This is a genomic window from Nocardioides cavernaquae (assembly GCF_003600895.1).
GTDB classification, from domain to species: domain Bacteria; phylum Actinomycetota; class Actinomycetes; order Propionibacteriales; family Nocardioidaceae; genus Nocardioides; species Nocardioides cavernaquae.
Genome location: NZ_QYRP01000002.1, coordinates 2,122,043 through 2,145,848, shown reverse-complemented (window position 1 = coordinate 2,145,848; position 23,806 = coordinate 2,122,043). Strand labels below are relative to the sequence as shown.

Here is a 23,806-nt window from a genome sequence, read left to right as displayed (position 1 = left end):
CCCACCCCACCTCCAAGGAGCACCCTCATGGCCAGCATCACCTTCGAAGGCGCCCAGCGCTGGTACCCCGGCACCGACGAACCCGCCGTACCTGGACTCGACCTGACCATCGAGGACGGCGAGTTCATGGTCCTGGTCGGGCCGTCGGGCTGCGGCAAGTCGACAAGCCTGCGGATGCTCGCCGGCCTCGAGGACATCAACGGTGGCCGGATCCTGATCGGAGACCGCGACGTCACGCACGTCGCCCCCAAGAACCGCGACATCGCCATGGTCTTCCAGAGCTACGCCCTCTATCCGCACAAGACGGTCGAGAACAACATGGCCTTCCCGCTGGCCATGGCCGGCATGCCGGCCGCCGAGCGCACCGCGAAGGTGCATGCGACCGCCGAGTTGCTCGGCCTCACCGACTTCCTCCACCGCAAGCCGCGGGCACTCTCCGGCGGCCAGCGCCAGCGGGTCGCGATGGGCCGGGCGCTCGTGCGCGAGCCGCAGGTCTTCTGCCTGGACGAACCACTGTCGAACCTCGACGCAAAGATGCGGGTCCAGACCCGCACCGACATCGCCCGCCTCCAGCGCGAGCTCGGGATCACCACCGTCTACGTCACGCACGACCAGATCGAGGCCATGACCATGGGCGACCGCGTCGCGGTGATGAAGGACGGGCGGCTGCAGCAGGTCGACACCCCGCTCAACCTCTACGACAAGCCCGCCAACCTCTTCGTCGCGTCGTTCATCGGCTCACCGCAGATGGCGTTGCTTCCGACGTACGCGGAGCGCGGCACTGCGCTGATCGGTGACTACGTCCTGACCTTGCCGATGCCCGTCACCGGCGCGGTCACCGTCGGCGTGCGGCCCGAGGCGTGGCAGGTCGTCGGCCCGGACGTGGAGGGCCTCGATGTCGTCGTCTCGGTCGTCGAGGAGCTCGGCGCCGACGGCTACGTCTACTGCACCACCGGCATCGACGGGGAGCAGAAGGAGGTCATCGTCCGGGCATCGACGCGTCAGGATCTCCGGTTCGGCGACCGACTCCGGGTTGCGGCCGATCCGGCACGGATCCACGTCTTCGACACCGCCTCGGGCGAGCGGGTCCGGGCGTGAGCGTTCCGCTCTTCCTCGACTGCGACACCGGCATCGACGACGCCCTCACCCTTGCCTACCTGCTGCGCCACCCCGGCGTCGATCTCGTGGGCATCGGCACCGTCGGCGGCAACATCGAAGCCGCGCAGGCGGCACACAACACCCTCGCGCTGCTCCAGCTCGACGGGCGCATCGACATCCCCGTTGCGATCGGGTCGACCGACCCGCTGATCGGGACGTTCGGTGGCGGTGCTCCCCAGGTGCACGGCGCGGACGGTGTCGGCGGCGTACCTCTTCCGGCTCCGGACGCGAGCCCGGTGGCCGGGTCGGCCGCGGAGGCACTGGTCCGTGCTGCACGAGCACACCCGGGCGAGCTGCGCGTGCTCGCGATCGGGCCGTGCACGAATCTCGCGCTGGCGCTGCAGGAGGCGCCCGACCTCGCCGGGCTTGTGCATTCGGTGACGGTGATGGGCGGAGCCGTGCTCGGCGGCGGCAACGTCACCTCGATCGCGGAGGCCAACATCCACAACGATCCGGAGGCTGCGGCCGCCGTGCTGTCCGCCGCCTGGAAGGTCACCCTCGTGCCGCTGGACCTCACCCTCCAGCACCGCTTCACCGAAGCCGACTGCGCAGCACTGGCACAGGCCGGAGCACCCGCGGTCGTCGCGATCTCCGCGATGGTCGACTTCTACCTGGACTTCTACGCGACGCGGCTGGGCGTGCGGGAGTGCGCGCTGCACGATCCGCTCGCGGCCGCCGTCGCCATCGACGACGTGCGCGCGGTGATCGCACATGACACCCACGTCGTGGTCGACACCTCGGACGGTCCCCACCGGGGCGCGACGGTGGCGGATCGCCGCGCACGAAGCGATGGGCCCCTGACCCGCGTCGTGCTCGGCGTCGACGCGCCGTTCGGCCCGCTCCTGCTGTCGCGGCTGATGTCCTGACCTTTCAGGCTGAGTTCACGGACCAGCCTCACGGACGAGCCTCACAGACCGGGCGCATGAACCGGGGTGGTCACCGCGGCGAGCGGCCTGCCAGAGCCGCCCCATCGATGGGCGACGATCTCGGCAAGGATGCTGACGGCGGTCTCCTGGGGCGTCCGCGCACCCAGGTCCAGCCCGATCGGGCTGTGCAGGCCGGCCAGCTCGGCAGCGCCGAGCCCATGCTCACGCAGCCGCGTCTCGCGCAGGTCGTGGGTCCGCCGCGAGCCCATCGCTCCGATGTAGCCGATCTCGCGCGCCTGGTGGCGCGCGAGTGCCAGCGCCAGCAGCGGCACGTCGAACTTCGGGTCATGGGTCAACACGGCAAGCGCCGTGTCGGGGCCGATGCGCCCGGCGTCGATCTCGGCAGCGAGGTAACGGTCCGGCCAGTCGACCACGACCTCGTCGGCCCCCGCGAACCGCTCCGGGTTGGCGAAAGCCGGCCGGGCGTCGCAGACCGTCACCCGGTAGCCGAGCAGGCTCGCCGCAGCGGCAAGAGCAGCGGCGAAGTCGACGGCTCCGAAGATGATCAGCCGGGGCTGCGGCGCAGACACCTCGTAGAGCACCCGGGCGCCGACGCCCTGCCGCTCCCCCGAGGGCCCGTAGGACAGGGTCGCACTCGTCCCCGACGCCAGCACGCCGGCGGCATCGGAGCTCACCGTCTGCAGGAGTCGTCGGCCCTGCTCGTCGGCACCGAAGGGCGCGCCACCCGCTGCGTCCGTGGCATCGGAAGGATCTCGTCGCACGACGATTCGCCGGCCCACGACCGTGGCATCCGGATGCTCGACGACCGTCGCCGCGACGACCGGCTGGTCGTCGGCGATCGCGCGCATCAGACCCTCCAGGTCGGGGAGGTCGTGGTGCGAGATGCAGCGCACGAACACGTCGAGTGCCCCGCCACAGGTCAGGCCGACGTTCATCGCCACCTCGTCCGCGATCCCGTAACGCCGCAGGACGGGGACGCCGGTCACGACGACCTCGCTCGCCACGGCGTGCACATCGGCCTCGACGCAACCCCCGGAGACCGAGCCGTACGCCGTGCCGCCGGGCCCGACCAGCATCGTCGCGCCGACGGGCAGCGGGGTGGATCCCGAGGTGCTCACGACGGTGGCGACGCCGACCGCTTCGCCGTCACGGCACCACGCGAGCAAGGGGGCGAGGACCTCGCGCATCAGCGCCCACTTCCTGTTGCCGGTTGCGCCACGATGGGCTCCTGGGGTGCGAGGCTAGCTGCCAGAACCCGGCCGCGACAGCCGCTCCGCACACACGAAACACGATTGAAACGCTCGTGCCATCAATCGAAACAGACGTTTCATAGAGTGGGGAACATGAGGATCGAGGAGTTCGACGCAGCGCCCGCGGCGACCGCGGAGGCCCTGTTGCGCAGCTGCGTCGACATCGACTCGTGGATCGATTCCCTCGTTGCCGCACGACCCTTCGGCACGGCTCCCGCCCTGCTCGAACGGGCCCGTGAGCTCGCCACGGCCTGGACCGGTGTCGAGGTCACCGCCGCCCTGGCCGAGCACCCCCGCATCGGCGAGAAGCCGACCGCGCTGTCTCGCCGCGAGCAGTCCGGCGTCAGCGAGGAACTGGCTGATCGGCTGGCCGAGGGCAACCGGCGCTACGAGGAGCGGTTCGGGCGGATCTACCTGGTTCGTGCCGCGGGACGCACTGGTGAGGAGATGCTGGGGCTCCTCGAGGAGCGGCTGGGCAACGACCTCGCCACCGAGCTCGATGTCACCCACGGCCAGCTGGCCGAGATTGCCCTGATCCGCCTGGAAGGACACCTCACGCCATGACTCCCGACCAGAACGCAAGCCACAGCGCGGACCAGAACGCGGGTCGCAGCACACCTGCCACCATCTCGACGCACGTGCTGGACGCCGCACTCGGACGCCCGGCAGCCGACCTGCCGCTCACGCTCACCGACCCGGACGGGACCGCGCACCCGCTGAGCACCGACGCCGACGGTCGTGCGCGCCTGCCGGACGGCGCCGCCCCCGGCATCTGGACGCTGACGTTCGAGACCGGACCGTGGTTCGCGGCCCAGGACCGCGCGACCTTCTACCCGTCCATCGAGGTCTGCTTCGAGGTCGTCGCAGGCGAGCACCACCACGTCGCGCTCCTGCTGAGTCCCTTCGCCTACACCACCTACCGAGGCAGCTGAATGAACTCCTACATCCTGTCGGACCTGCAGCACGGCAAGGCGGAGTGCCGCCTGGTCAAGGTCGAGCGCAGCTCCGAAGGGCCCGACGCGGTCCACGAGCTGCGCGATCTCAACGTCACGACGCAGCTGCGCGGCGACTTCGCCACGGCGTACACCGAGGGCGACAACGCCCACGTGCACGCGACCGACACCCAGAAGAACACGGTCTACGCACTCGCTCGCCAGCACGGCGTCGCGACGCCGGAGGCGTTCCTGCTGACCCTCGCTGCGCACTGGCGGACCCAGGAGTGGGTGACCGGGACCTGCTTCACCGCTGAGGAGTACTCCTGGCTGCGGCTGCCGGCCAACGGCCACTCGTTCGTCCGGTCGGGGCAGGAGATCCGGACCGCCACCGTGCAGACCGACGGCGAGGAGACGTTCGTCGTCGCGGGGCTCACCGACCTCACCGTCCTGAAGAGCACCGGCAGCGAGTTCCACGGATTCCCACGCGACCGCTACACCGCGCTCAAGGAGACCTCCGACCGGGTCCTCGCCACCAGCGTGACCGCGACCTGGCGCTATGCCCCGGGCAGCGAGGCGACGGTCGACTTCGACGTTGCGTACGACGCGATCCGCACGGCGATGCTCGACGCCTTCGCCTCGACCCACAGCCTCGCGCTCCAGCAGACCATCCATGCGATGGCCAGTGCCGCGCTCGAGGCATGTGCCGAGGTCGCCGAGATCCGGATCGCCTGCCCCAACAAGCACCACTTCCTGGTCGATCTTGAACCCTTCGGGCTCGACAACCCCGGCGAGGTCTTCTTCGCCGCCGACCGTCCCTACGGCCTGATCTCCGCGACCGTTCGGCGCCCGGACGCCGTCGAGGAGCCGCGCGCCTGGGCCCCCGTGCCCGGGCTCCGCTGAGGTCCGTTGATGACCGCGCCGCAGCCCTCCGAACGCCTCGACAGCCGCATCACGCGGTCCTACGGGACGCTGCCGCCGCAGGAGCGACGCGCGGCCGACACCTTGCTCGAACACCTCGACGACCTGGCGACCTACCGCGCTGCGGAGCTGGCAGCCCTCGCGGGCGTGTCGAAGGCGACCATGTCGCGCCTCTTCCGCACGCTCGGCTTCGCCGACTTCGACGAAGTGCGTGACCACCTCCGGTCGCTGCGCACCTCCGGCGAACCGCAACGGATCGATGGCCCACCCGACATCGCCTCCCTTGCCGCAGCCGAGACGGCGTCGATCGAGGCCGCCCTGCAGCAGCCGGCCCTGGCCGACGCGGTCGAGCTCCTTGCCGGAGCACGCCAGGTCCTCGTCGTCGGCTGGCGCAACTCCTATCCCGTCGCGCTGCACCTGCGCGAGCAGCTCATCCAGGCTCGCCCGACCGTCGCCGTCGGTCCCGTGCCCGGCCAGATGATCGGTGAGGAGGTCACGGATCTCGGGCCCGACGATGTCGTCGTGGCGATCGGGTTCCGCCGCCGGCCCAAGCTGTTCGGCAGCTTCATCGACGCAGTCCTCGAGACCGACGCACGCCTCGTCGTCCTCGCCGACCCGACCGGCCGCGTCCACCTCGCGCGGGCCCACGTGGGCCTGGAGTGTCCGGTCGAGGGCAGGCTCGCGTTCGACTCCTACGCCGCCGCGATGAGCCTCGTCGCGGCCCTTGCCGACGGCGTACTCGGTGAGCGCGGGCGCGAGGGCAGCCAACGGGTCGCCGCCATCAGCCGCGCGTACGGCGATCTCGGCGAGGTCGAGTGATGGACCTCGTCGATGTCGAGACCCTTCGCCGACCACGAACGGATCCGGAGCTCGCTCTCCTCCCTGGTGAGCGCTACCTCGCCGGCGGCACCTGGCTCTTCTCCGAACCGCAGCGCGGCGTGACCGGGCTCGTCGACCTGACCTCGCTCGGCTGGCCCACATGGGAGTCGCTCCCCGACGGCGGACTCCGGTTGTCGGCGACCTGCACCATCGCCGACCTCGAGCGGGTGCCGTGGCCGTTGGAGTCGACGGCGTTGCTCGCGCACCAGTGCGCCGACGCCCTGCTGATGAGCTGGAAGATCCAGTACGCCGCCACGCTGGGCGGCAACGTCGCTCTCGGTCTTCCTGCCGGCGCCATGACCTCGCTGCTCGCCGGGCTCGATGCGGTGGCGGTCCTCCGGTCCGGCCACGGCGAACGCCACGTGCCGGTCGCCGCGCTGATCACCGGCGCGGGCACGACCGCGCTGCGCGACGGTGAGGTGATCCGCGCCTTCGACATTGCTGCGACAGCCCTCACCGCGCCGACCGCATTCCGGCGTCACGCGCTGACCGATCTCGGCCGCTCGGCGGCGGTGGTCGTCGGCCGGGCAACGTCCGACGGGCTGGTTCTTACGGTGACGGCGTCAACGCCTGCCCCGGTGGTCCTGCGCGGCAGCTCTGTCGCCGAGCTCGACGACGCGGTCCGGTCGATCACCACCTGGCACGACGACGTCCACGGAAGCCCGGACTGGCGTGCTGCCGTGACTGGCTCGGCCGTCACCGAGGTGGCCGAGGAGCTGCTGCGATGAGGATCAACGGCAGCTCCGTCACAACCGACCCGCGCCCCGGCCAGTGCCTGCGCACCTACCTCCGCGAGCAGGGGGACACCGCGGTGAAGAAGGGCTGCGACGCCGGAGACTGCGGCGCGTGCTCGGTGCTGCTCGACGGCCGCCCGGTGCACTCCTGCATCACTCCCGCGGTCCGCGCCATCGGACATGAGGTGACCACCGCAGCCGGCCTCGCCCCGGAGGGTGCACTGTGCGCGACCCAGCAGTGCTTCGTCGACGGAGCGGGGTTCCAGTGCGGCTACTGCACGGCCGGCTTCGTCGTCACGGCGCACGGATCCGGTCATGCTCCGCACAGCACAGACCTCGAGCGCACCTTCAAGGGCAACTACTGCCGCTGCACCGGCTACCGCGCGATCCGCGACTCACTTGCCGGCTCCGTCAACGTCGGCGGCTCGACGTTCGGCGATCCCGTGGGCGCCCCCGCGGGACGACGGATCGTGGCGGGGCGAGAGCCCTTCACCCTGGATCTTCCCGAGGCGGGAGTCCTGCACGCGAAGGCGCTTCGCAGTCCGCACCCTCACGCGCGGATCATCGCGATCGACACGGTCCGCGCGGAAGCGCTCGACGGGGTCCACCTGGTGCTCACCCACCGCGACTCCCCCTCCATGCACTTCTCGACCGCGCGGCACGAGAGCCGGCTCGACGACCCCGACGACACCCTCGTCCTCGACCCGGTGGTCCGGTTCGCCGGCCAGCGCGTCGCGGTCGTCGTGGCCGACAGCGTGGCCATCGCCACCCGCGCGCTGGACCTGATCGACGTCACCTACGAGCAGCTCCCGGCCGTCTTCGACCCCGAGGCTGCGCGACTCCCGGGGGCACCGCTGCTGCACGGCGAGAAGGACCCGGTCGTTGCCCGGATCTCCGATCCCGCCCGCAACGTCGTCGCCCAGACCCATGGCGAGGTCGGCGACGTCGCTGCCGGACTGGCAACGGCCGCCGCCACGGTCAGCGGCCGCTGGACCACCTCCCCCGTGACCCACGCCAGCCTGGAGACGCACGGCGCCCGGGCCTGGCTCGACGACGACGGCCGCCTCGTGGTTCGTACCTCGAGCCAGGTGCCGTTCCTCGTGCGCGACGAGCTGGCCCAGCTGCTCGGCCTGCCCGCCGACCAGGTCCGGGTCCTGACGACGCGGGTCGGGGGCGGCTTCGGTGGCAAGCAGGAGCTGCTGGTCGAGGACGTCGTGGCGCTGGCGACGCTGCGGCTGCGCCGGCCGGTCCAGTGGGAGCTGACCCGAGAGGAACAGTTCACCGCCATCCCGTGGCGGCACCCGTTCATCGTCGACCTCACGCTCGGCGCCGACGCTGATGGCGTGCTGACCGCGATGGCGCTCGACGTCGTCTCCGACACCGGTGCCTACGGCAACCACGCGGTGGGCGTGCTGTTCCACGGCTGCCACGAGTCCGTCGCGCAGTACCGATGCCCCAACAAGCGGGTCGATGCCGAGGCGGTCTACACGAACAACCCGCCGAGCGGCGCGTTCCGGGGCTACGGCCTGGGTCAGGTCATGTGGGCGGTCGAGTCCGCGCTCGACGACCTGGCCCGTGAGATCGGCATCAGCGCGGCAGAGATCCGCCGCCGCAACGTGGTCACCCCGGGCGACGAGTTCGTCGTCAACGCGCACGCGCCTGACGATCTCCAGTACGGCTCCTACGGGCTCGACCAGTGTCTCGACCTCGTCGAGGCGGCGCTCGCGTCGGGCGAGGGTGACACGGCACCAGAGGGCTGGTCGGTCGGCGAAGGTCTCGCGGTTGCGATGATCGCCACGATCCCGCCGCGCGGCCACCACGCCACCGCCTCGGTCACCGCCGAGAGCGACGGCAGCTTCACGGTGCAGGCCGGCAGCGCCGAGTTCGGCAACGGCACCGCCACCGTCCATGTGCAGCTGGCCGCGGAAGCACTCGGAGTGCCGACCGGACGCGTGCGCCTCGTGGCCGGTGACACCGACGCCGCGGCGTACGACACGGGTGCCTTCGGGTCCGCCGGTTCGGCCGTGGCGGGCCTTGCGGTGCAGCGTGCCGCGACCTCGCTCCGCAGGGCGATCGACGACGGTGCAGACCTTCCGCTGACGGCCTTCGGAGAGCACGACGGCACCCCGCGTTCGGTGGCCTTCAACGTCCACGGCTTCCGGGTGGCGGTCGACCCGGCGACCGGCTCGGTCCGCGTGCTGACCTCGGTGCAGGCCGTCGATGCGGGCGTCATCATCAACCCCGAGCAGCTGCGCGGACAGGTCGAGGGCGGCATTGCCCAGGCCATCGGCTCGGCCCTCCAGGAGGAGCTGGTGGTCCGCGACGGGCAGGTCCTGACCCGGACGTTCCGCAACTACCGGTTCCCGCAGATCGCCGACGTCCCGCCGACGCGGATCCTCTACGCCGACACCTTCGACCCGCTCGGCCCGAGCGGGTCCAAGTCGATGTCGGAGGCCCCCTACAACCCCGTTGCACCCGCACTCGCCAACGCGATCCGGGACGCCGCCGGCGTCCGGGCCAGGCATCTGCCGATGAGCCGCGATCGCGTGTGGCGACTGATCCGCGAGGAGTCCAGATGAGCGACGAGACCTACCTGAAGCAAGCCGTCGACCTGGCGGTCGCCAACGTGGCCGAGGGCGGCGGGCCGTTCGGCGCAGTCATCGTGCGCGACGGACTCGTGATCGCCACCGGCCAGAACCGGGTCACCCGCGACCTCGACCCGAGCGCGCACGCGGAGGTCTGCGCGATCCGCGCCGCGTGCCGGGCCGTCAAGAGCCACTCCCTGGCGGGCGCGACCCTGTACACCTCCTGCGAGCCCTGCCCGATGTGCCTCGCCACCTCGCTGTGGGCACGCCTCGACCGGGTCGTGTACGCCGCGACGCGGGACGACGCCGCTGCCGGCGGTTTCGACGATCGCGAGTTCTACGAGCTCTTCGGGGATCCGGACGCGGTCTGGCCCACGGTGGTCGACGCCGGGAAGCACCGCGGCGCCTTCGCTCCGTTCGCTGCCTGGCTGGCTCATGAGGCACGCGCGACCTACTGATTGATGCGTTCGTTTCATTGCGTGAAACAACTGTTTTAATGCGCGGGAAACGTTGGGGACCAACAACCGAAATCGGGCGCGCCTAGCGTCCACCGCAGACGTCGAGAGCCGTGCCTCGGGCCGGCCGAACCTGTGGAAAGGCCTCCATGAACATCCGCAAGCACGGCGCGATTGCCGCCGGACTCCTGCTCGCCTCCTCCGCCGCACTCACGGCGTGCGGTTCGGACACTCCCGAGACGACCGACAGCACCGAGGGCCTGGGCAAGGTCAGCGTCCAGTTCTCCTGGATCAAGAACGCCGAGTTCGCCGGCGAGTTCCTCGCCGACTCCAACGGCTACTTCAAGGACGCCGGGTTCTCCAGTGTCGAATTCCTCTCCGGCCCGGTCGCCCAGGAGGCGATCGTCGCCACCGGCAAGGCGGACTTCGGCATGAGCAACGCGGTCTCGGTCGCCTCCGCGATCGCGAACTCGAAGTTCCCGCTGAAGATCGTCGGCGCGACGTACCAGAAGAACCCGTTCACGATCCTGTCGCGCAAGGACAAGGGCAACATCGTGACGCCCCAGGACATGTGCGGCAAGAAGATCGGTGTCGCCGACCCGAACCTCTCGCTCTTCAAGGCCCTGGTGGCGGCCAACAAGCTGACCTGCGACATCACCATCGTGCCGAACGGCTTCGACGTCGCGCCGCTCGAGGACGGCGAGATCGACGGCCTGGTCGCCTACGCGACCAACGAGTCCCTGCTGGTCAAGGGCCACGGTTTCGACACGGTCGACATGATGTTCGCCGACAACGGCTTGCCGTTCGTGGCGGAGACGATCACCACGACGGACGCGATGATCGCCGATCACCCGGACAAGGTGAAGGCGTTCCTGAAGGCCGACATCCTCGGCTGGAAGGACGCCTGCGACGGCGAGGCGGGCTACAAGGCCGGCGCCGAGCTCGCGATCAACAAGTACGGCAAGGAGATCGACCCGCCGCTGGAGCTGGACAAGGAGATCGCCCAGTCCAAGCAGCAGTGCGAGCTCCTCGTGAACAGCGACGAGACCGCGGCCAACGGCCTCTTCACGATCAGCGCCGAGATGATCGCGGCCAACATCGCCTCGATCAAGGCAGCCGGCATCGACATCACCGCCGACGACCTCTTCGACATGTCGCTGCTCGACGAGCTGTACGCCGAGGAGCCGGGCCTCAAGTGACGATCTCCACCGACCTGACGCCGGTGCCGGGTTCCACCGGCACCGGCGTCAGGGTCCACGAGCTGACCAAGACCTTCACCAGCGGCCGCCGCAAGGTGACCGCACTGCAGGACGCCACGCTCTTCACCGACGAGGGCAGCTTCCTGTCGTTGCTCGGACCCTCGGGCTGCGGCAAGTCGACGATCCTCCGGATCCTGGCCGGGCTCGAGGAACCGACCTCGGGCACGGCGCTGGTCAACGGGAGGACGCCGGCAGAGCTGCGTCAGGACAACGCGCTGGGCATCGCCTTCCAGGACTCGGCCCTTCTCCCGTGGCGCAGCGTGGAGTCCAACATCCGCCTGCCCTTCCAGGTGTCGGGACGTTCCGCCGATGCCGGCCTGGTTCAGGAGCTGATCAAGCTCGTCGGACTCGAGGGCTTCGAGAAGGCCAAGCCGGCGCACCTCTCCGGCGGCATGCGGCAGCGTGTCTCCATTGCCCGCGCGCTGGTGGTGCGGCCGTCGGTCCTCCTCCTCGACGAGCCGTTCGGCGCGCTCGACGACATGACCCGGCAGCGTCTCAACCTGGAGCTGCTGCGGATCTGGACCGAGAAGCCGGCCACCACGCTGATGGTCACCCACGGCATCTCTGAGGCGATCTTCCTCTCCGACAAGGTCGCGGTCATGAGCGCCCGGCCGGGTCGCGTGCAGGAGGTCATCGACGTCGACCTCCCCCGACCACGCACGCCGGACATGCTGCGCACGCCGGAGTTCCACGCGCTCCACGACCACGCGAGCGAGCTCCTCTTCGGCACCGGCGGCGCGGCCGCGGAGGACGAGTGATGGCAGGGAGGGCAGGACTGCGAGGCAGGCTCCGGCCGGACCCCGAGAAGCTGCGCACCGCGGGGGTGGGTGCAGCTTCGCTCGCCGGTTTGATCGTGCTGTGGTGGCTGACGGCAGCGTTCCTGCTCAAGGGTCACGGCATTCCGACGCCGCTCGCGGTGGTCCGCGAGTTCCACGACCAGGGCTTCGGCTACTACGAGCGGATCTTCGCGATCACGCTCCACGAGGCGGCGATCGGCTACCTCTGGGGCGTGGGGATCGCGCTCGCACTCGCGACCGTGGTGCTGCTCGTGCCCTGGCTGGAGCCGGTGATCATGCAGTTCTCGGTGATCACCTACTGCGTGCCGATCGTGGTCCTCGCGCCGATCCTGATCATCTGCCACGAGATCCCGACCGTCGGCGGCATCTCCCAGACAGCCGTCGACCTCGCCGCGCTCCTGGTCGTCTTCACCACCGTCGTCGGTGCGGTCGTCGGCTTCCAGTCGGCAGATCGCACCAGCCTCGACGTCGTGCGCGTCTATGGCGGCGGTTCGGTCCAGCAGTTCTTCCGGGTGCGGGTGGTGTCCGCGCTCCCCGCCATCTTCAGCACTCTGCAGCTGGCAGCCCCGACGGCCTACCTCGGCGCACTGCTGGGCGAGTGGTTCGACCGGCACCTCGAGGTCGGAGTGGGGCCGTCGCTCTACCTCGCACAGAACAACCGCGAGACCGCGCTGGCGTGGACCCTCGGACTGAGCTGCGCGCTGGTCTCCGGCCTGGCCTACGTGCTGATCGGCCTGATCGGGCGCACCGTCACCCCGTGGGCAAAGGGGCAGCCCTGATGATCGCCACCCTCCGCCCCGCCCTCCGGCCCGCGGCCAACCTGGCCTTCGTGGTGGTCAGCCTCCTGGTCGCCTGGACGGTGCTGCTCCAGGTCTCCGACGTCAGCCCGTTGGTCACGCGTCGTCCGGCCGAGGTGCTGGACTACCTCTTCGGCACGCCCGATGCCGCCGAGCACCGCCGCGCCGTGCTCGCGCCGCTGCGCCAGACACTGCTCGACGCGGGCATCGGATTCGTCGCGGGCCTCGCGGCTGCCTCAGCGGTCGCCACCGCGACCTACCTGTCGAAGGGGGTCGAGGCCGCCACCATGCCCGCCGCCATGGTGGTGCGCACGATCCCGCTCGTCGCGCTCGCGCCGATCATCACCCTCGTGTTCGGCAACGGCTTCGCGACCGTCGCGGTGATGAGCGGCATCGTGGTCTTCTTCCCCGCACTGGTGACGATCTCGTTCGGCCTGCGTTCGCTCAGCGCGCAGATGGAGGACGTGATCCGGGTCTACGGCGGCACGACCTCCGACGTCCTCCTGCGTGCGGCCTACCCCTCGGCGCTGCCGTCGGTGTTCGCGGCGATCCGGGTCTCCGTGCCCGGAGCGATCACCGGCGCGCTGATCGCGGAGTTCTTCACGACGCCACCGAGCATCGGCAAGGCGGTCAACGAGGCGCTGGCGGTCTACCAGTTCGACCTGGTCTGGGCGCTGCTGGTGGTGACCACGCTGACCTCGGTGCTGCTCTACATCGCCGCCCAGCTGGTTGAGCGGCTCACGATGAACGCGCTCGGGCTGGCCCCGGAGTCCTAGCCGTGGAACTCGTCCGGGTGCGGGCCGGTGCGGCCGTCGTTCTCGAGTGAGTCAATCGCTGCCAGCTCCTCGTCGGTCAGCGAGAAGTCGAAGAGGTCGATGTTCTCCGCGATGCGCGACGGGGTGACCGACTTCGGGATCACGATGCGGCCCTGCTGCAGGTGCCAGCGCAGGATCACCTGCGCGGGCGTCTTGCCGTGCCGGGTGGCCAGCTCGGTCACCATCGCCTCGCCGAGGACGGCGCCCTGGGCGAGCGGGCTCCAGGCCTCGGTCAGGATCCCGTGCGCCGCGTCAGCGGCCGCCACGTCGCGGTTCTGGAAGGCGGGGTGCAGCTCGACCTGGTTCACCGCGGGCACGACGCTGCCGGCCTCGACGACCTGGCGCAGGTGCTCCGGCTCGAAGTTGGAGACCCCGATCGCGCGCACGCGGCCGTCGGCGTAGATCTGCTCCAACGCCCGCCAGGTGTCGACGAAGAGCTCCTTCCTCGGAGTGGGCCAGTGGATCAGGTAGAGGTCGAGGTGGTCGGTGCCGAGCAGCGCCAGGGACGCGTCGTACGCGCGAAGGGTGGCGTCGTAGCCCTGGTCGGCATTCCACACCTTCGAGGTGAGGAAGAGCTCCTCCCGCGAGATGCCGGAGTCGGCGATGGCGCGGCCGACGCCTGCTTCATTGCCGTAGATGGCGGCGGTGTCGATGCTGCGGTAGCCGGCCTGGAGGGCGGTGGTCACGGCAGCCGCGGTCTCGTCATCGGGCACCTGGAAGACGCCGAAGCCGAGCTGCGGCATCGTGACGCCGTTGTTGAGGGTGACGGTCGGAACAGTGGGGACGGTCATGGTTCTGCCTGCTTTCGGGTGGTCAGGAGTGGGGTGAGGACGGTCAGACGGTGGCGACGGCCGGTTCAGCGGCCGCTGCGGTCCGGAGCGAGCTGGTGGCTGCTGTCCGCGCGATGAGCACGACCACGAGGCCGAGCGCGGTGATGCCCGCACCGATCCAGATGGGTGCGGTGTAGCCGAGGCCGGCAGAGATGCCGACTCCGCCCGCCCAGGCGCCGAGTGCGTTGCCCGCGTTGAACGCTCCGATGTTGGCACCGGACGCAAGCGTCGGAGCCTGACCGGCGTACGCCATGACGCGGCTCTGCAGCGCCGGCACGGTGCCGAACCCGAGCGTGCCCATCAGGAAGAGCGCGACGATGGTCGCGGGCTGGGAGCCCGCCACGAGCCCGAACCCGGCGAGGACGACGACGAGTGCTGCGACCACGCCGATCAGCGTTCCGTCGATGGAGCGATCTGCCAGGCGACCGCCGACCCAGTTGCCGACGACCAGGCCGGCGCCGAAGAGGACCAGCAGCCACGGGACGGTCGACGAGGCGAAGCCGGACACCTCGGTGAGCGTGTAGGCGATGTAGGTGAAGGCGCCGAACATGCCGCCGTAGGCGAGGACCGTGATCACGAGCGAGAACCAGACCTGGCCGGAGGCGAACGCGCCGAGCTCACGGCGCAGGCTGACCTCCTCGGTGCCGGTCCGGAGGTCGGGGACGAGGAGCGCGATGCCGACCAGGGCGATGACCCCGATGCCGGCGATCGCCCAGAACGTGGCCTGCCAGCCGGCCTGCTGGCCCAGGAAGGTGCCGAACGGGACGCCGAGCACGTTGGCGGCGGTGAGGCCGGTGAACATGATCGCGACCGCACCGGCCTTCTTCTCGGGTGCGACGAGGCCGGCAGCGACGACCGCGCCGATGCCGAAGAAGGCGCCGTGGCACAGTGCCGCGACGATGCGGCCGGTCATGGCGATGCTGTAGGTCGGCGCGGCCGCGGTGATCACGTTGCCGACGATGAAGAGCACGACAAGGCCGAGCAGGACCTTCTTGCGGTCCAGGCGCGTGGTGGCCGCCGTGAGGACCAGGGCGCCGACCACCACGCTCAGGGCGTAGCCGGAGATCAGCCAGCCGGCCGCAGACTCGGAGACGCCGTAGTCAGCAGCGACCTCCGGGAGCAGGCCCATGATGACGAACTCGGTGAGCCCGATGCCGAAGCTCCCGAGTGCGAGAGCGATCAGACCGAGGGGCATGGGTTTCTCCTCTGGATGTGAGAGAGTAGTTGCACACGCTGGATGTTGCGTGATGAAAGTTATCGTTGCACACGCAAGTAACCAGCGCAAGCAAAGATCTGTTCTTTCGTGCAAGGAGGCCCGATGGGTATCACGGACGAGGCGCTCGAGGTCCGCGCCCAGGGTTGGCGGACCCTCGCAGCCCTGCACGGCCTGATCGAGGCAGAGCTCGAGCGTGCGCTCGCGGGTGCGGCCGGGCTGTCGGTCGTCGAGTACACCGTGATCGACGCGCTCAGCCGCCAGGACGGCTGGCACATGCGCATGCAGCAGCTGGCCCGGGCTGCCGCCCTCTCCCCCAGCGCGACCACGCGCCTGGTCACCCGCCTCGAGGACCGGGGACTGCTCACCCGCATCCTGTGCGCCGACGACCGCCGCGGCATCTACACCGAGCTCACCCCGGCAGGGCGCAAGCTCTACCGCACAGCGCGGCCCCTCCATGACGACGCGCTCGCCAGGGCGCTGGTACTCGCCGACGAGCAGCCCGAGCTGGCGCCGGTGGTCCAGGCGCTCAACGGGGTTGCGTTCCCCGCGACCACACCGTGACGAGCGCAGCGGCCACACCCGCCGTCGACGCGTTGGCAGACTCCCCCGAGGTCCAGCGATGGGCCTACGGCCTGGTCCTGACCCTCACCGGGATCGCGCTCGGCGTCTCCGGCATGCCGGCCCCGCTCTACGGGATCTACCAGTCCGAGTGGCACCTCACCCCGCTCACCACGACCGTGGTCTTCGCCGTCTACGCGTTCGCAGCCCTCGGCGCGGTCCTGGTGTCCGGCACGATCTCGGACTCAGTCGGCCGCAAGCCGGTCCTGCTCGCCGCGACCGTGACGCTGGTCGTCGGACTCGTCATCTTCCTGTTCGCCAGCAACGTCTGGATGCTGCTGGCCGCCCGGACGCTGCACGGCGCGGCCGTCGGTTCGATCGTGGTCGCCGGAGCCGCCGCACTGATGGACCTGCGGCCCGACCACGGCCGTCGCACGGGTCAGCTCAGCGGCGTGGCGTTCAACATCGGCATCACCTTCGCGATCCTCTGCTCTTCGCTGCTCGCGCAGTACTCGCCGTACCCGCTCCGGCTGCCGTTCGTCGTCATCGGCGCACTCGTGGTCGCGATCGGCATCGGCGTCCTGGCACTCCGGGAGACGCACACCGACCGCACCTCGGGTCCGTTGCGCATCGCAAAGCCGTCGGTCCCCGCCGAGATCCGGACCGACTTCTGGTTCGCAGCCCTCGGCGTGATGGCCTCGTGGTCCGTGCTGGGCGTGCTCCTCTCACTGTTCCCGACCCTCGCCGCCGCCAGGACCGGCGTGCACAACCTCGTCTTCGGCGGTGCGGTCGTCGCGGTGTCGGCCTTCGCCGCAGCGCTGGTCCAGATGGTCGTGACCGACCTCGAGGCGCGGCGCGCAGCACTGATCGGGGACGTGGCCATGGCGGCCACCCTCCTGCTGACCATCCCCGCTCTGATCAGCCACAACCCGTACGCCGTGTTCGCGGTCTCTGCGGCCCTCGGCGGAGCGTTCGGCCTCAGCTTCGGCGGCTCGTTGCGCCACCTCTCCAACGTCGTCCCGGCGGACCGTCGCGGCGAGACCATGTCGGCGTACTACCTGCTGGCCTACTCCGCGATGGCGTTCCCGACGATCGCGGCCGGCGCCGCGGCGACCGAGTGGGGGCTCGCGGCGATCTATCCGTGGTTCGCGGCAGCCGCCGCCCTGGCCTGTGTCGCGGCCGCGGTCCTCGGCCTGCGCAACACCTCACCCGCCTGAGCCGCCGACCCCGCTCCGGTGATCGAGCAGGATCGGAGAAGTCATCACGCGGCTCCCCTCCCTACGCTCGAGTCATCGACACACGAGGGAAGGAACGACCATGAGCGAGAAGTCAACGTACGCGGGGCTCAGCGAGGACGAGATCGCCGCGATGAAGGAACGCACCGCCGAGCTCAAGGCATCGTCGAAGCGGGGCGCCGGCGCCAAGAAGGCGGAGGCCGACCTGGCCGACTGCCTGGCCAAGCTCGCCGAGATGGACGGCACCGACAAGGCGGTCGGCGAGACGCTGCACCGCATCGTCACCACGGTCGCGCCGGACCTGGCGCCCAAGACCTGGTACGGCATGCCTGCCTACGCGCGCGACGGCAAGGTCATCGTCTTCTTCAAGCCGGCCGCGAAGTTCAAGGTGCGCTATGCGGAGGTCGGGTTCAACGAGTTCGCCCAGCTCGACGACGGCGACATCTGGCCGACGGTGTACGCCGTGACCGCGATGAATGCCGCGATCGAGATGAAGCTGACCGAGCTGATCACCCGCGCCGCGGGCTGAGTGTCGAGGTGGTTTCATCCTTGCACTCTGAGTGCACTATCCTGCACTTATGGATGCAGCCACCTCCTCCCTCGCCACAGCCATCGGCGCCCGCGTCCGCAAGGAACGCCAGGCCCGCAGCTGGACCCTCGACCAGTTGGCGACCGCCTCTGACCTGAGCCGCCGGATGGTCATCAACGTCGAGCAGGGAGCAGCCAACCCGAGCGTCGGCACGCTCCTGCGACTCAGCGACGCTCTGGGCGTCGGGCTACCGGCGCTCGTCGAGACCCCGGAGCCCGCCGCGGTGAAGGTGACCCGGGCCGGCACTGGTGCGGTGCTGTGGACCGGCGACAACGGGGGCCGCGGCGTACTCGTGGCGGGCACGGAGCGTCCCGACGTCGTCGAGCTCTGGGACTGGACCCTCGAGCCCGGCGAGGCCCACGGCGCCGAGGCACACGCGGCCGGCACCAAGGAGTTGCTCATGGTCGACACCGGGACGGTCACTCTCGACATCGCCGGCGAGACCTTCGCGCTGGGCAAGGGCGACGCCATCTCGTTCCCTGGCGACGTGCCCCACAGCTACGCCAACGCCGGGAAGCGAGCCGCTCGATTCCGCCTGAGCGTCTTCGAGCCTGACGTCGGCGGGCGGTCGTGAGCCCGCGCGCGGGCGCGCTGCCGGTCCCGGCGTGGAGTGTCGCCGTCACCGCCATGCTCTCCGTCCAGCTGAGCTCGGCACTCGCGGTCGGCCTCATCGACGCCGTCGGTCCGGCCGGCACTGCGTGGCTCCGGTTGAGCATGGGCGCGGTCATCTTCGTCGCGATCGCGCGTCCGCCGCTTCGGTCGCTGCGGCGCCCAGAGGTGCCGTGGATCCTGGTACTCGGTGTGGCGACCGGACTGATGACCGTCTTCTTCCTCGCCGCCATCGAGCGCATCCCGCTCGGCACCGCCGTCGCCGTCGAGTTCCTCGGCCCTCTCGCCGTCGCCGCATGGCGCGCCCATGCCCGCAGCGCCCTCGCCTGGCCCGCCCTCGCCGTCGTCGGAGTCGTGCTGATGACGCGACCGTGGACCGGCGAGATCAACACCGCCGGCCTCGCCTTCGCCGGGCTCGCCGGCGTCGGCTGGGCGACGTACATCCTGCTGACGCAGCGCATCGGCGACCGGTACGCCGGCACGACGGGGCTCTCGCTCACCATCCCGGTCGCGGCACTCACCGCGGCGGTGGCCGGCATCCCCCAGGCCCACGGTCACCTCAGCGGCCAGGTCCTGCTGACCGCGCTCGGGCTGGCGCTCCTCATGCCCGTGCTGCCGTTCGTGTGCGAGATGGTCGCACTTCGCCACATGACACCGACGGCGTTCGGGACGCTGATGGCGCTCGAGCCGGCGTTCGGCGTGCTGCTCGGGGCGATGGTCCTCCACCAGACGCCCGCCGCGTTCCAGCTGGTCGGGATCGCGCTCGTGGTGGCGGCAGGAGCAGGTGCCCAGCGAGTCGGCCGACGTACGCCGACAGACGAGCCCGTCGTCGGGTCCCCGCCGATCGCGATCGGGAAGGAGCCCACCGAGCTAGTCACGCGCACCACGAGCTGATCCGGCGCGCGACCTGCCCCATCGAGTCAGCCCAGGCCGGCGCGCTTCACGATGTCGTCGAACCGCTCCCCCATGGCTGCAGCCAGCGCCTGCGCCGCGCTCAACGGTCGCACCATCACCATGAACTGGTCGATGCGCCCGTCGTCGTCGACGTGGATGAAATCGCATCCGGTGATCGCCTTGTCGCCCACCCGCGCCTCGAAGACCAGCGCACTGTCGGCACCGTCGGTGCTCTCGAGCTCGCGCACGTAGCGGAAGTCCTCGAACACCTCGATCACGGTCTGGAGGATCGCCGCGGTGATCGCCTTGCCCTCGTAGGGCTTGTGGGCCACAGGACTGGTGAACACGACGTTGTCGGCAAGCAGGTCAGCCACCGACCCGAGGTCACGGGCCTCGACGGCCTCACGAAAGCGCTTCATGCCCGAACCCTGCCACGCCTTGCCCTCCGGGACCACGGCCGGGCAGCGATCCACATCACGCATCGCGAGCCTTGTGCGATAACTATGCATAGGTGCATAGTTATCGCACCAACCACTGATGGAGCCCTGCCATGCCCAACGCCACCCGCCCCACTCTGACGGCCAGCGATGTCGACGCACTGAGCCAGCCCTTCACGCTGCGCGACGGCATCGTCATCAAGAACCGCCTGGCGAAGGGCGCCCTCAGCGAGAGCCTGGCGCGCCGCGACCACACGCCCGGCACGCGGATCAAGAACCTCTACCGCCGCTGGGCCGACAACGGCCTCGGCCTGGTCATCACCGGCAACGTCATGGTCGACCGCCGCGCGATCGGCGAGCCGGGCAACGTCGTCGTCGAGGACGACCGGGCGTTCGATGACCTCGTCGAGTGGGCGCAGATCATCAACTCAGGTGGCGCTACCGCGTGGGCGCAGATCAACCACCCCGGTCGCCAGGCGCCTCGCACACTCACACCTCAGCCGGTTGCCCCCTCGGCGGTCGCCCTCACTGGCACGGCAGGCATGTTCGCCGAACCTCGCGAGCTCACGCACGACGAGATCGAGGACATCATCCGGCGGTTCGCCACCACCGCGGGCGTGCTGGTCCGCGCCGGGTTCGACGGGGTCCAGATCCACGGCGCCCACGGCTACCTCGTCAGCCAGTTCCTCTCCCCGCTCGCCAACCACCGCACCGACGCATGGGGAGGTACGCCGGAGAAGCGGCGCCGCTTCGTGATCGAGATCGTGCGCGCCATCCGCGCCGAGATCGGCCCGGATGCCGCCCTCGCGATCAAGCTCAACTCCGCGGACTTCCAGCGAGGCGGGTTCAGTGAGGACGAGTCGCTCGAGGTCGTGCGAGCGCTGGCAGCGGAAGGCATCGACCTGCTGGAGATCTCCGGCGGCACCTACTCCTCCGCCGCGATGCTCGGGGTCGACCCGTCGCTGAAGGAGAGCACGCGTCGCCGGGAGGCCTACTTCCTCGACTACGCCGAGCGGGTGCGGGCCGAGCTCCCCGACCTGCCGCTGATGCTCACCGGCGGCTTCCGGTCCGTCGAGAGCATGAACGACGCGATCGCCTCGGGCGCGGTCGACCTGGTCGGCCTCGGCCGTCCGCTGGCCGTCGAGCCCGACGTCCCGGGCCAGCTCCTCGATGGAACGATCACAAGGAGCACCGTCACTCCCAAGCGCAGCGGCATCAAGGTGATCGACAACCTGACCGAGCTCACGGCGTACACGGTGCAGATGTGGCGGATGGCCGACGGCCGCGAGCCCGCGCCCCGCCGCCACCCGGCCATCAATGTCGTCCAGTACCTCGTGCGCAACGGGATCGACAGCGTCCGCGTCGGCCGCCGGGGGCTCTGACTCCGCCATGGCCCGCTCAGCGAACCCCGAGAACCGCGACCGCATCGTCCGCACCACCCGCGACCTGATCCGGCGCAACGGCGTGCCCGGGACGACGATGCTCGAGGTGGTCAAGGCATCAGGCGGTTCCCGGGGTTCGCTGTACCACTACTTCCCCGGTGGCCGGACCGAGATGGTCGCCGACGCCGTCAGGAGCGCCATCGACGAGTACACCGCGGGCATCGAGTACCTCGCCACCCTTCCCTCCGTGGACGCCATCCCGCTGATGGTCGAGTTCTGGCGAGCGGAGGCCGAGGCCAGCGACTACACCGCCGGATGTCCGATCGCCGCAGCCGCCCTGGGTGGGACCAGCGAACCGATCCCCCGCCAGCTCGCCGGGGATGCCTTCGCGACCTGGACCGACACCCTCACCCGGATGCTCACCAACGACGGCGTCCCGGACGAACGAGCCCGACCGCTGGCCACACTGGCCCTCGCCGCGATCGAGGGCGCCGTGATCCTCAGCCTCGCCCGGAAGTCGAGCGAGCCGATGGAGCTGGTCGCCACCCAGCTCGTGTCCCTCGTCGAGGCGGCGCGCGCCTGACCGGGCACGAGGCCCTGGTCGAGGTCCTCCTGCCCGGCGCGTCGGATCAGTCCGCGCGCTTCCACCTCGCGCCGTAGCGCCGCATGGTGATCCGCGTGCGGTCCGCCCTGAAGAGATCGTGCGCGAACTCCACCGGTCGCTCGTCGGCATCCCAGGTGGTGCGCCAGACCTGCAGGAGTGGGTCGCCCGTCCCGATGCCGAGGATCGCAGCCTCCTCCGGGGACGCCGCCCTCACGTCGCTCGACTCCTCCGCCCGAGCGACCTCCACGCCGTAATGGGCAGACATCAGCTGGTAGACGCTCGAGGTCAGGTCCAGCTGCAGCCATCCGGGGAAGAGCTGAGCCGGCAGCGACATCGCATCGAGGGACAGCGGCACCCCGTCGGCATCCCTGCGCCGCAGGAGCCTGATCACGCTCGCTCCCTCCCGCAGCTGCAGGTGACGCCGCTCCGCGGGGCCCGCCGTCGCGAGCCCGGCACGGATGACCTCCGTGCTCGACGTGAAGCCCTGGTAGCGCAGCAGATCGGGGACGCCCTGGATCGTGTTCAGGTTCCGCTCGATCCGGCCATCGCTCACGAAAACTCCGCCTGAGCGCCCCATCGCGCGCCGGATCTCGCCTCGTTGCTCGAGGTACTCGAGGGCGCTGCGAAGGGCCGATCGTGCGACGGACAGCGACTCGGCGAGAGCACGCTCCGACCCCAACCGCTCCCCGGGAAGCAGCTCGTTGGCACGTGCCAACTGGCGTACCCGGGCGATGATCGCCGCGGTAGCGGCGCTCACGCGCTCGTCGCCACCCGCGTGGTCCGGGTCACTGGGGCGATGGCTCATGGTCGGTCATCGTACGACTCAGGGCGCGTCGTTCGTGTGGCGTAACGCGACGGAAACGACATGGCTCGTTACGGATGATCGAATCTCCTTGCCGACGGGTGGTCGGAAGCGTCGAGTTCGAAGGAGGCGTCGTGCGAGCAGTGTCCCGTTCCCGCACGCCTCAGGCGATCGCTGTCGCACCGGACCGATCGACGCACTCATGGATGAGCGAGGCACTTCGGGCCGCCTGGGCCCTGCCCGACAATGCGGCGATCCGGCTGCTCGTGGTGTCCGAGAACGCCACCTACGTCGTCGAGCTGCTCGATGTGCCGACCATGGTCATCCGCGTCGCGCGCCCAGGGTATTCCGACGACGCCACGCACCTCCGGTCCGAGCTCTGCTGGTCGGCGGCACTCCACCGCGAGATCGGCCTCAGGACCCCCCGGTCGGTTCCCGGTGCCGACGGCGACCAGATCCAGACCCTTCGCGATCCCGACGGAGTGGCCTGGCTCGCCGTCGCCTTCGAGTTCGTGAGCGGGTCCACGCTGGAGAGCCAGCCCCGACCGCAGCGGTTCTACCCTGAGCTGGGGCGCATCACGGCGGAGATGCACCGTCACGCGCGGGGGTGGGAGCCGCCCGCGCACTTCCGCCGGTTCGGCTGGGGGCTCGACGCTCTCATCGGGCCGGAGGCGCGCTGGGGTCGCTGGCAGCTGGCGGACTTGGGCGGCACCGAGTACGATCTCCTGCGCCGCGCCGAGAGTGCCGCCGTCGATCACGTCCGGGCCGGCCTCACCACCGGCCCGGCCGACTTCGGGCTGATCCACGGCGACCTCCGGCCCAGCAACGTGCTCGCCGACGGCGTCGAGGTCCACGTGATCGACTTCGACGACTGCGGCCATGGGTACTACCTGTACGACGCCGCCGCGGCCCTGTCGTTCTACGAGCACCTTCCCGAAGCCAGCGACATGCTGTCCGCATGGTGCGAGGGCTATCGGTCGGTTGCCCCGCTCAGCAGCGCCGACGAGGCGCTCATCGGCAGCCTCACCATGATCCGGCGCCTCACCATGCTCGGCTGGTCGACCACGCACGATCTCGGTGCGATCCCGACCGACCTGCGCGACGAGATCGTCTCCGGTGCCGTGACCGTGGCCGACAGGTACCTGACCGACCGTGCGTGGCTGACCAGCTGAGGGCTCACC

The 23,806-nt window shown here is 70.2% G+C and carries 26 protein-coding genes; 21 read left to right on the top strand and 5 right to left on the bottom strand.

All coding sequences use genetic code 11. The features are described from left to right. Window positions 1-27 precede the first annotated feature (27 nt). Both D4739_RS10420 and D4739_RS10415 read left to right on the top strand, forming a co-directional pair. On the top strand, window positions 28-1,098 hold the full coding sequence (locus D4739_RS10420) for an ABC transporter ATP-binding protein (protein ID WP_120060559.1): 1,071 nt from the start codon (window positions 28-30) through the stop codon (window positions 1,096-1,098). Continuing rightward, on the top strand, window positions 1,095-2,024 hold the full coding sequence (locus D4739_RS10415) for a nucleoside hydrolase (protein ID WP_120060558.1): 930 nt from the start codon (window positions 1,095-1,097) through the stop codon (window positions 2,022-2,024). Before D4739_RS10420 ends, D4739_RS10415 begins: the two co-directional genes overlap by 4 nt. Before the next feature lie 41 nt (window positions 2,025-2,065). On the opposite strand, the gene D4739_RS10410 is transcribed toward D4739_RS10415, so the two are convergent. After that, window positions 2,066-3,232, bottom strand: coding sequence for an XdhC family protein (locus D4739_RS10410; RefSeq protein WP_120060557.1), 1,167 nt, complete (start codon window positions 3,230-3,232; stop codon window positions 2,066-2,068). Between the two features lie 156 nt (window positions 3,233-3,388). On the opposite strand from D4739_RS10410, the gene uraD reads away from it, so the two are divergent. The 11 genes from uraD to D4739_RS10355 all read left to right on the top strand — a co-directional run bounded on the left by uraD (window position 3,389) and on the right by D4739_RS10355 (window position 13,430). Further along, a complete protein-coding gene (gene uraD / locus D4739_RS10405; protein ID WP_120060556.1) occupies window positions 3,389-3,859 on the top strand; it encodes a 2-oxo-4-hydroxy-4-carboxy-5-ureidoimidazoline decarboxylase in 471 nt (156 codons plus the stop codon). Beyond that, on the top strand, window positions 3,856-4,227 hold the full coding sequence (gene uraH, locus D4739_RS10400) for a hydroxyisourate hydrolase (protein WP_120060555.1): 372 nt from the start codon (window positions 3,856-3,858) through the stop codon (window positions 4,225-4,227). Before uraD ends, uraH begins: the two co-directional genes overlap by 4 nt. Beyond that, the gene (gene pucL / locus D4739_RS10395) at window positions 4,228-5,130 is read left to right on the top strand and encodes a factor-independent urate hydroxylase (protein WP_120060554.1); all 903 of its coding nucleotides are present in this window, start codon (window positions 4,228-4,230) and stop codon (window positions 5,128-5,130) included. It abuts the gene before it with no gap. A 9-nt stretch (window positions 5,131-5,139) separates the two neighbouring features. Continuing rightward, the gene (locus tag D4739_RS10390; RefSeq protein WP_120060553.1) at window positions 5,140-5,967 is read left to right on the top strand and encodes a MurR/RpiR family transcriptional regulator; all 828 of its coding nucleotides are present in this window, start codon (window positions 5,140-5,142) and stop codon (window positions 5,965-5,967) included. Next, window positions 5,967-6,755, top strand: a complete 789-nt coding sequence (locus D4739_RS10385; RefSeq protein WP_120060552.1) for an FAD binding domain-containing protein — start codon at window positions 5,967-5,969, stop codon at window positions 6,753-6,755. Before D4739_RS10390 ends, D4739_RS10385 begins: the two co-directional genes overlap by 1 nt. Beyond that, on the top strand, window positions 6,752-9,340 hold the full coding sequence (locus tag D4739_RS10380) for a molybdopterin-dependent oxidoreductase (RefSeq protein ID WP_120060551.1): 2,589 nt from the start codon (window positions 6,752-6,754) through the stop codon (window positions 9,338-9,340). The genes D4739_RS10385 and D4739_RS10380 overlap by 4 nt, the downstream gene beginning before the upstream one ends. Next, window positions 9,337-9,804, top strand: coding sequence for a nucleoside deaminase (locus D4739_RS10375; RefSeq protein ID WP_120060550.1), 468 nt, complete (start codon window positions 9,337-9,339; stop codon window positions 9,802-9,804). Before D4739_RS10380 ends, D4739_RS10375 begins: the two co-directional genes overlap by 4 nt. Window positions 9,805-9,950: 146 nt before the next feature. After that, window positions 9,951-11,000, top strand: coding sequence for an ABC transporter substrate-binding protein (locus D4739_RS10370; protein ID WP_120060549.1), 1,050 nt, complete (start codon window positions 9,951-9,953; stop codon window positions 10,998-11,000). Next, entirely contained in the window at window positions 10,997-11,818 is an 822-nt protein-coding gene (locus D4739_RS10365; protein ID WP_120060548.1) for an ABC transporter ATP-binding protein, read from the top strand. The genes D4739_RS10370 and D4739_RS10365 overlap by 4 nt, the downstream gene beginning before the upstream one ends. Then, window positions 11,818-12,636, top strand: coding sequence for an ABC transporter permease (locus tag D4739_RS10360; RefSeq protein ID WP_120060547.1), 819 nt, complete (start codon window positions 11,818-11,820; stop codon window positions 12,634-12,636). Before D4739_RS10365 ends, D4739_RS10360 begins: the two co-directional genes overlap by 1 nt. Then, complete coding sequence (locus D4739_RS10355) at window positions 12,636-13,430, top strand: ABC transporter permease (protein ID WP_147384877.1); 795 nt, start codon at window positions 12,636-12,638, stop codon at window positions 13,428-13,430. The genes D4739_RS10360 and D4739_RS10355 overlap by 1 nt, the downstream gene beginning before the upstream one ends. Here the strand turns inward: D4739_RS10355 and D4739_RS10350 are convergent. Next, the gene (locus D4739_RS10350; RefSeq protein WP_120060545.1) at window positions 13,427-14,260 is read right to left on the bottom strand and encodes an aldo/keto reductase; all 834 of its coding nucleotides are present in this window, start codon (window positions 14,258-14,260) and stop codon (window positions 13,427-13,429) included. The genes D4739_RS10355 and D4739_RS10350 overlap by 4 nt on opposite strands. Before the next feature lie 43 nt (window positions 14,261-14,303). Continuing rightward, window positions 14,304-15,494 (bottom strand): MFS transporter, encoded by a 1,191-nt coding sequence (locus tag D4739_RS10345; RefSeq protein ID WP_120060544.1) that lies wholly within the window; start codon window positions 15,492-15,494, stop codon window positions 14,304-14,306. A gap of 123 nt (window positions 15,495-15,617) precedes the next feature. Here D4739_RS10345 and D4739_RS10340 point away from each other — a divergent pair, with 123 nt between their 5' ends. From D4739_RS10340 to D4739_RS10320, 5 genes are all read left to right on the top strand, one after another. Continuing rightward, window positions 15,618-16,076 carry a MarR family winged helix-turn-helix transcriptional regulator gene (locus D4739_RS10340; protein WP_120060543.1) on the top strand — a complete coding sequence of 153 codons (459 nt, stop codon included), beginning with the start codon at window positions 15,618-15,620 and terminating at the stop codon, window positions 16,074-16,076. Beyond that, window positions 16,073-17,290 carry an MFS transporter gene (locus D4739_RS10335; protein WP_120060542.1) on the top strand — a complete coding sequence of 406 codons (1,218 nt, stop codon included), beginning with the start codon at window positions 16,073-16,075 and terminating at the stop codon, window positions 17,288-17,290. The genes D4739_RS10340 and D4739_RS10335 overlap by 4 nt, the downstream gene beginning before the upstream one ends. Window positions 17,291-17,390: 100 nt before the next feature. After that, window positions 17,391-17,837 carry a hypothetical protein gene (locus D4739_RS10330; protein ID WP_120060541.1) on the top strand — a complete coding sequence of 149 codons (447 nt, stop codon included), beginning with the start codon at window positions 17,391-17,393 and terminating at the stop codon, window positions 17,835-17,837. Between the two features lie 49 nt (window positions 17,838-17,886). Next, window positions 17,887-18,471 (top strand): helix-turn-helix domain-containing protein, encoded by a 585-nt coding sequence (locus tag D4739_RS10325; protein WP_120060540.1) that lies wholly within the window; start codon window positions 17,887-17,889, stop codon window positions 18,469-18,471. Next, window positions 18,468-19,400, top strand: coding sequence for an EamA family transporter (locus D4739_RS10320; RefSeq protein WP_238473605.1), 933 nt, complete (start codon window positions 18,468-18,470; stop codon window positions 19,398-19,400). Before D4739_RS10325 ends, D4739_RS10320 begins: the two co-directional genes overlap by 4 nt. Window positions 19,401-19,426: 26 nt before the next feature. On the opposite strand, the gene D4739_RS10315 is transcribed toward D4739_RS10320, so the two are convergent. Further along, complete coding sequence (locus D4739_RS10315; protein ID WP_238473604.1) at window positions 19,427-19,882, bottom strand: nuclear transport factor 2 family protein; 456 nt, start codon at window positions 19,880-19,882, stop codon at window positions 19,427-19,429. A gap of 68 nt (window positions 19,883-19,950) precedes the next feature. On the opposite strand from D4739_RS10315, the gene D4739_RS10310 reads away from it, so the two are divergent. Both D4739_RS10310 and D4739_RS10305 read left to right on the top strand, forming a co-directional pair. Then, the gene (locus tag D4739_RS10310) at window positions 19,951-21,219 is read left to right on the top strand and encodes an NADH:flavin oxidoreductase/NADH oxidase family protein (RefSeq protein WP_120060539.1); all 1,269 of its coding nucleotides are present in this window, start codon (window positions 19,951-19,953) and stop codon (window positions 21,217-21,219) included. Between the two features lie 7 nt (window positions 21,220-21,226). Further along, window positions 21,227-21,802, top strand: a complete 576-nt coding sequence (locus D4739_RS10305) for a TetR/AcrR family transcriptional regulator (RefSeq protein WP_182920372.1) — start codon at window positions 21,227-21,229, stop codon at window positions 21,800-21,802. Window positions 21,803-21,848: 46 nt separating this feature from the next. Here D4739_RS10305 and D4739_RS10300 read toward each other — a convergent pair whose 3' ends face one another. Continuing rightward, window positions 21,849-22,628: a GntR family transcriptional regulator gene (locus tag D4739_RS10300; protein ID WP_120060537.1), complete on the bottom strand. Its 780-nt coding sequence runs from the start codon at window positions 22,626-22,628 to the stop codon at window positions 21,849-21,851. 203 nt (window positions 22,629-22,831) lie between these two features. On the opposite strand from D4739_RS10300, the gene D4739_RS10295 reads away from it, so the two are divergent. Next, a complete protein-coding gene (locus D4739_RS10295; RefSeq protein WP_182920371.1) occupies window positions 22,832-23,797 on the top strand; it encodes a phosphotransferase enzyme family protein in 966 nt (321 codons plus the stop codon). The last annotated feature ends 9 nt before the right edge of the window (window positions 23,798-23,806 follow it).